General features: G+C 49.8%; 7 protein-coding genes. 6 read left to right on the plus strand and 1 reads right to left on the minus strand.

The features are described from left to right. Together QT974_RS29720 and QT974_RS29725 are read left to right on the plus strand one after the other, a co-directional pair. On the plus strand, window positions 1–403 hold a 403-nt coding region (locus QT974_RS29720), incomplete at its 5' end, for a zinc ribbon domain-containing protein (protein WP_333471983.1). 312 nt (window positions 404–715) lie between these two features. After that, window positions 716–1225 carry a hypothetical protein gene (locus tag QT974_RS29725; protein WP_333471984.1) on the plus strand — a complete coding sequence of 170 codons (510 nt, stop codon included), beginning with the start codon at window positions 716–718 and terminating at the stop codon, window positions 1223–1225. A 546-nt stretch (window positions 1226–1771) separates the two neighbouring features. Here QT974_RS29725 and hflX read toward each other — a convergent pair. Next, entirely contained in the window at window positions 1772–3421 is a 1650-nt protein-coding gene (gene hflX, locus QT974_RS29730; protein WP_333471989.1) for a GTPase HflX, read from the minus strand. Between the two features lie 276 nt (window positions 3422–3697). Here hflX and QT974_RS29735 point away from each other — a divergent pair, with 276 nt between their 5' ends. The 4 genes from QT974_RS29735 (at window position 3698) to QT974_RS29750 (ending at window position 5743) form a co-directional block, all read left to right on the plus strand. Continuing rightward, window positions 3698–3826 carry a hypothetical protein gene (locus QT974_RS29735; protein WP_333471985.1) on the plus strand — a complete coding sequence of 43 codons (129 nt, stop codon included), beginning with the start codon at window positions 3698–3700 and terminating at the stop codon, window positions 3824–3826. Window positions 3827–3961: 135 nt separating this feature from the next. Beyond that, complete coding sequence (locus QT974_RS29740) at window positions 3962–4174, plus strand: chlorophyll a/b-binding protein (protein WP_333471986.1); 213 nt, start codon at window positions 3962–3964, stop codon at window positions 4172–4174. 300 nt (window positions 4175–4474) lie between these two features. Further along, complete coding sequence (locus tag QT974_RS29745; protein WP_333471987.1) at window positions 4475–4753, plus strand: photosystem I reaction center subunit PsaK; 279 nt, start codon at window positions 4475–4477, stop codon at window positions 4751–4753. 294 nt (window positions 4754–5047) lie between these two features. After that, on the plus strand, window positions 5048–5743 hold the full coding sequence (locus tag QT974_RS29750; RefSeq protein ID WP_333471988.1) for an SRPBCC family protein: 696 nt from the start codon (window positions 5048–5050) through the stop codon (window positions 5741–5743). The last annotated feature ends 129 nt before the right edge of the window (window positions 5744–5872 follow it).

Below are 5872 nucleotides of genomic sequence, written 5' to 3' on the forward strand. Positions count from 1 at the left end.
ATACTACCGTTGCTTACTACTGCTTACAAACTTAATGAAGTTTTATAATACTCTGGATGCAGGGTTGGGTCAATTTGTGAATCAAGTACTGCCGTGGGTTTGTTTCAAGCGCGGTGTTTACTATGGCAAGGTTGACCTGAACGGCACGTCTCAAACTTGCCCTGACTGCGGAGCCAAGGTGAAAAAGGATCTGAGTGTGCGGATTCATCACTGTCATGAGTGTGGGTCGGTCAAGCCAAGAGATGTTGCAGCAGGTCAAGTGATTTGCGCCCGTGGTCTATCGGGTGTTGAAATTGCGAGTGGAGCCGAGGTATCGGGGGCATTGGAAACAGTGTCTAGACAACTGGCGATGAAGCTCGAAGATTCCAAGAGCGATCTTGGGAAGCCCTTGTGGTATGCGTAGCATCAGCATCGGGAGGATGTCACTCTTAACCAATCTTATTTTATTTTTTATATAGTTGGGGCTAGCCCGGTGTAATGTAATTATTAATACAATTTAACTTAATTTAACCTAAAAATAAAAAAACACCGGATCTTGAAGAAACGGAGACTTGGTGAAAACGAGTAGCAGGTTGGACCCGCCTACCGTTCCTGACCTACCTGCTTGTTTCGTTTTCTGCCCGAACAGATGATTCCTGCCCCTGTTACCAGGAGTGCTACTACTGTACCCGGTTCTGGGATAGAGGTTGCTCTCTGAGAGCTGGCGTTTGAGTATATGTTTGTGAAGCTAGGCAGGGGTGCCAGTATGGGTGGAGGTGGAGGTGCTGCGACTATAGGCGGCGGCGCTTGTGGCAACAGCGGTATCGGGTCTGGTGTTGGTTCGGGCGATGCGAGTACCGGGGGCGGCGCTTGTGGTTCTATTATCGGTGCTGCCGGTGTTGCGGGTGATTCAATTGCTACGGGCGCTTGTGGTTCTACTATCGGTGCTGGTGATGGCGCTACGGGCAAGGGTAAGGGTAGCGGGTCGGGTGATGCCAGCGGTGATGGCGCTACGGGCAAGGGTAGCGGGTCTGGTGATGGCGCTACGGGCAAGGGTAAGGGTAGCGGGTCTGGTGATGCCAGCGGCGGCGCGACAGGATCTTCTGCTGCTGCTGCTGCTGCTGGTGCGTTGGCTGCTGGTGATTGCGGGCTGCCGGCGGCATTACCAGGCAAGCAGGCACTTGAAAAGTTTCCGGGCCCGCACACATCGACTGCTGCTGAAGCCGGAGGGGCGGCAGCTAGATAGTAGAACCCTGTTGCCATTGTGGCAGAGAGTCCAATTGCTAGTTTTGCCAGTGGCGTACACATAACTATTTAGTTAAACAGTGGTTAAATCGGAGAATAGAAATAGTGCTAGGATGAGCGTTGCACGGCGGGCAAGGATTTGAGAGCGAGCAAAATCTATAAATGTTTTCTGTCGCTGACGCCGATAAAAGATAGTATAGCGCTTGAGGCTAACGCCCAAACACTTCGATCGTTTTATTCTGTTTGACCTCGCTTGCAGGGTAGCGTGGTTTCCACTATTTGGTGGTTGGCAAGGAGTGAAGCAACATATTTTTTTGGCAACCTCTCTACTGACAGCCGTTACGGGCATTAACAAATAGTCTTTTTACCTTGACTGCTGCCTCCTGACATTGATTATTTAACACTTAGAAGACTAGCTCTGCTGTATTTTAAGTGACAATGCACAATCCGACTACTCTTTTATAGTCTCATGTTGCGACCAGATATGTCCTCAGTATATGTACGTATATTCCGGAATGTCAACTACTAAAAGGCAATATTTAAGTATTTACCGAGGGTAGAGGGCGTAGTTAATGAGCTGAGCTAGTCGATCGCGCAGAGCTTCCATCCCGAGACCTTTGGCGGCCGAGATAAATACGGCTTGAGGAAATTCTTCTCGGGCGAGGGCGAGAGTATCTCCATCTACGGCATCGATTTTATTAAAAACGACTAGGGCTGGCCCGGGAGTTACGGGCATATCTGTCAAAATATTCATGACCGATCGAATTTGGCTCTGCCACGCGGGATGGGAGAGATCGACGAGGTGGAGCAAAGCATCGGCGTCTGTGACTTCTTCGAGGGTAGCCCGAAAAGCGTCGATCAAGGAGGGGGGGAGTTCGCGAATAAAGCCGACTGTATCTGTGAGGACGATCGACAAAGGTTCTCCGGTAAGGGCGCCAGGAATCGTCAGCTTGCGGGTGGTGGGGTCGAGGGTAGCAAACAACTGGTCGGCGGCGTAGACCTGGGAATTGGTGAGCAGGTTGAGCAGAGTCGATTTACCTGCGTTTGTGTAGCCGACGATCGCAACTGAGGGTACGTCCATGTGGTGCCGGTTTTGTCGCAGCCGGAAGCGGTGGGCCAGCAGTTGATTGACTTCTTGCTGCAATCTGGAAATGCGTTTGGCGATCGTCCGGCGTTCGGTTTCGAGTTTAGTTTCCCCAGGGCCTCTGGTACCGATACCGCCGCCTTGTCTCGACATTGCTTGACCGCGACCTGTGAGGCGGGGCAGGCTGTACTGTAGCTGAGCGAGTTCGACTTGCAATTTACCCTCGCTGGTTCGAGCTCTTTGGGCAAAGATGTCGAGAATTACCTCCGTACGATCGACTACGCGAATACCGATCTGAGTTTCCAAGTTGCGTATTTGTGCTGGTGAGAGGTCGCGATCGAATACCACGAGGTTAGCGCTAATGGTTTGAGCGGTGAGGGAAATTTCTTGAATTTTGCCTTCGCCGACGACTGTCTGCGGGTGGGGGTTCGATCGCTTTTGACGCACTGTTTGGAGTACCTGACCCCCGGCGCTTTCCACCAGCCGCGTGATTTCTGCTAGTCCGTCCTCAAAATCCAGCAGTGTCACGTTCTGAGTCATGACACCAACCAGCAGCACTTTATCTTGGTCTGCATCGACCTGCTTAGCGACAAACTCTGCTTGAAAATCTGCTTCGAGTCCTTCGACCAACTCCTGAAAGTCTTGGTCTGCGAGGTCGTCCAAACTCAGAGGTTCTGATATTTTCCAGGGAAAGTTTTGAGTTTTGATTTGTGAGTTGGGAATTAAAGGCTCTTCTATTTCCTCTTGTTCATCAGTTGAAGCTGGTTCTAACTTAGGGCTTAACACAGAAAACTCAAAATTTGGTCGCTCTCCTTGGGGTATCAGGTGAACGAGATAAGTTTCTTGGATGTAACCAGTCGCACCGCCGCCCCGGCGTTGAAATCCTCCGCCGGTCAGCGTCAGCCACACGAGGGCGTCTAGGCGCTGAATTGCCATAGCGGTAAGGGCTGCTTCGTTGGGGATTTCTGGCTTGAGGTGGGTGGCGATGCAGCGAATACCGCTGAGGCGACCTCCCCCGTAGCGGGGCAGTTCTAGGGGCGCTATCTGGGTTTGGCGGGGCGTACCAACGCCGACGCGAATGACTTGTCCGCGGCGGTTGATGTAGGTGCAGATTGGTTTGTCGATTTCGGTGCTGATGGCGGCGACGCGCTGGGCGAATTCGGCCGTGGTGATGCGATCGCCCGGTAGTCGCTGGTGGTAAAGCTTTTCGAGTTGCTTGAGCTGGCTGGACTTGAGACCCTGAAGATTGCCGTAGATGGTTTCGATAACTATTTCTCCCGATCGTTCTATCTATAATTCCTATTTTAGTTAACTCTGGGGCGATCGTGTTCTGGGACAGCAGTTGAAATTTAGTAGTTTTTTTGTTTCTGGGAGAGTGCGGAGCCAGCATTGTCGAGTCAACAGCGCCGTTGTTTGTCGCGCCGTCCAGCAGAGATCGCCTTTGATAGCACGCATCTCAACTTGCAGTTGTCTTTAGTATCTACCGATACAGGCGATCGCTCAAATAATTTCGTTTAACAAAACTTAACACATAATTTGGGGTCTCAAAATCATCCTTTAGACTTGTGTGTATTTTGTACCAATAGGCAGATAGCAAACTAGAAATTAGCTGGCTATGATGATAGGCGAAACATTATTAAGGAATGTAAAAACATGGAAACCCGCCCTACTAACTTACCTCCAACAGCTAATGCCTACAACGGCAAAGATCGGAACGCATTTTTGTTTGGCTTCAACCCACAAGCAGAACTTTGGAATGGTCGCTTAGCGATGATCGGCTTCTTAGCTTATTTGCTGTGGGACATGGCTGGATATAGCGTTCTGCGCGACATACTGCACTTTCTGCCTACCTACATCGCTCATTAATAACGAGCAGTCTTTCCTGTCTGGCAGCATGACGAAATGCCGCAACTGCCAGACAGGCTAAAAGATACAAAGGGCAGCGAGTGCGATCGGGTTGCTTGATATCTTTCCTTACTTTTGAAGGGCATTAACAGAATTATTGCTGTGATTCGATGACTTTGGTTAGGGGCGGTGGCAGTGGCGCAGTGAATATTAAGAGGAAAACAGATATTGATTGCGTCAAGGCTCCCGCCCCTGCTGTATTTTTGGCAATAAATCTCACCGAGAAACTCTGATAATTTATAAAAAATAGGAGCATCAACGATGATCGACTCAAATTTACTGGCAGTAGTAGAGTCTGCCGTGACTGACGCAGCATTAGGAAATTGGCAAAAGCCGCTAGTGATGTTTGTTTGCAATATTTTAGCCTTGCTAGTTCTGAGCCGCAGAATTTGGTATCCCCATGTCGGGCCGAAAATGCCTTTGCCCTTCCCGGCTTTGTTCAACAATGTTAGCGTACCCGCATTTCTGGCTTGCATGAGCGCGGGTCATTTGCTGGGAGTGTTAGCGATTTTGACGCTGGGTGTTGACAACTATATTTAGGAGCAAATGCGTGGCTGTTGTGGCAATTAGTTGCTGCAATAGGTTGATTGAAATGCGCAAAAAAACTTGCAGGGGTTAGTGAAATGCACTCACCCCTAATTTCAAGTTTTGAGGGAACTGTTTTGGCGGCGCCTTTAGCTGCTATTTTTCACTCCTTCATTGACGGGTCGAAAAAAGGAAGCCTCCGCTTTCTCTGTGGTGCAAAACCCAAGATTGTATACCACAGTTGCAGCTCCCAGATTGCATCTGTGGGCTAAATCTAAAATCTAAAATTGACTGACGAGGTGTAAAGCAATGGAATCTACTTCGATCGCAAATTCTAACAAACAAAACCAAACTGACAGCGGCGATACCGAACGCTGGGCTTCGTTGATTGGTGGGGGGGCGCTGGTGCTGTTTGGTTTGTCGCAGCGTTCGCTCAGAGGTGCTTTGCTGGCGGTGGCGGGTGGCGGTTTGGCGGCGCGCGGGCTGGGGGTTGTGGAGGGTTTACAGTCGGCTGCGGATGCGAATCAAACCATTAAAGTTGAAAAGACGGTGACGATCGACAAACCGGCTGAGGAATTGTACCGTTACTGGCGCGATTTTGCGAATTTGCCTCGGTTTATGAAACATCTCAAACACGTGACGGTAATAGATGACAAGCGTTCTCACTGGATTGCCAGCGCGCCGATCGGCAATAGTGTAGAATGGGATGCACAAATTGTGGGTGAAGAAGAAAATCGCTTAATTGTTTGGGCGTCTGTGGAAGGGGCTGATGTTGATAATTCGGGTTTTGTGCGCTTTCAACCGGCACCAGCAGGACGCGGTACTGAGGTGAAAGTGGTGATCGAATACAACCCTCCCGGCGGTGCGATCGGTGCGGGCGCTGCTAAACTATTTGGTGAAGCTCCCGAACAGCAAATTGCTGATGATTTGCGCAGGTTTAAGCAGTTTATGGAAGCTGGGGAAATCGCTACGACGGAAGGCCAATCTTCGGGTCGGAAGTCATAAGTTCGATGGTGTCGGGTAAATTAATTGTAATTCCTGTAGGGGCGGGTTTTACCAACAATCTTTGATTCACATCCACAATAGACTTGAATTGCAAAAATCGGAAAACACCCTAAAATTATCTGCGTTTAT

The sequence above is a fragment of the Microcoleus sp. BM001215392 genome (assembly GCF_036700185.1).
GTDB lineage: Bacteria > Cyanobacteriota > Cyanobacteriia > Cyanobacteriales > Microcoleaceae > Microcoleus.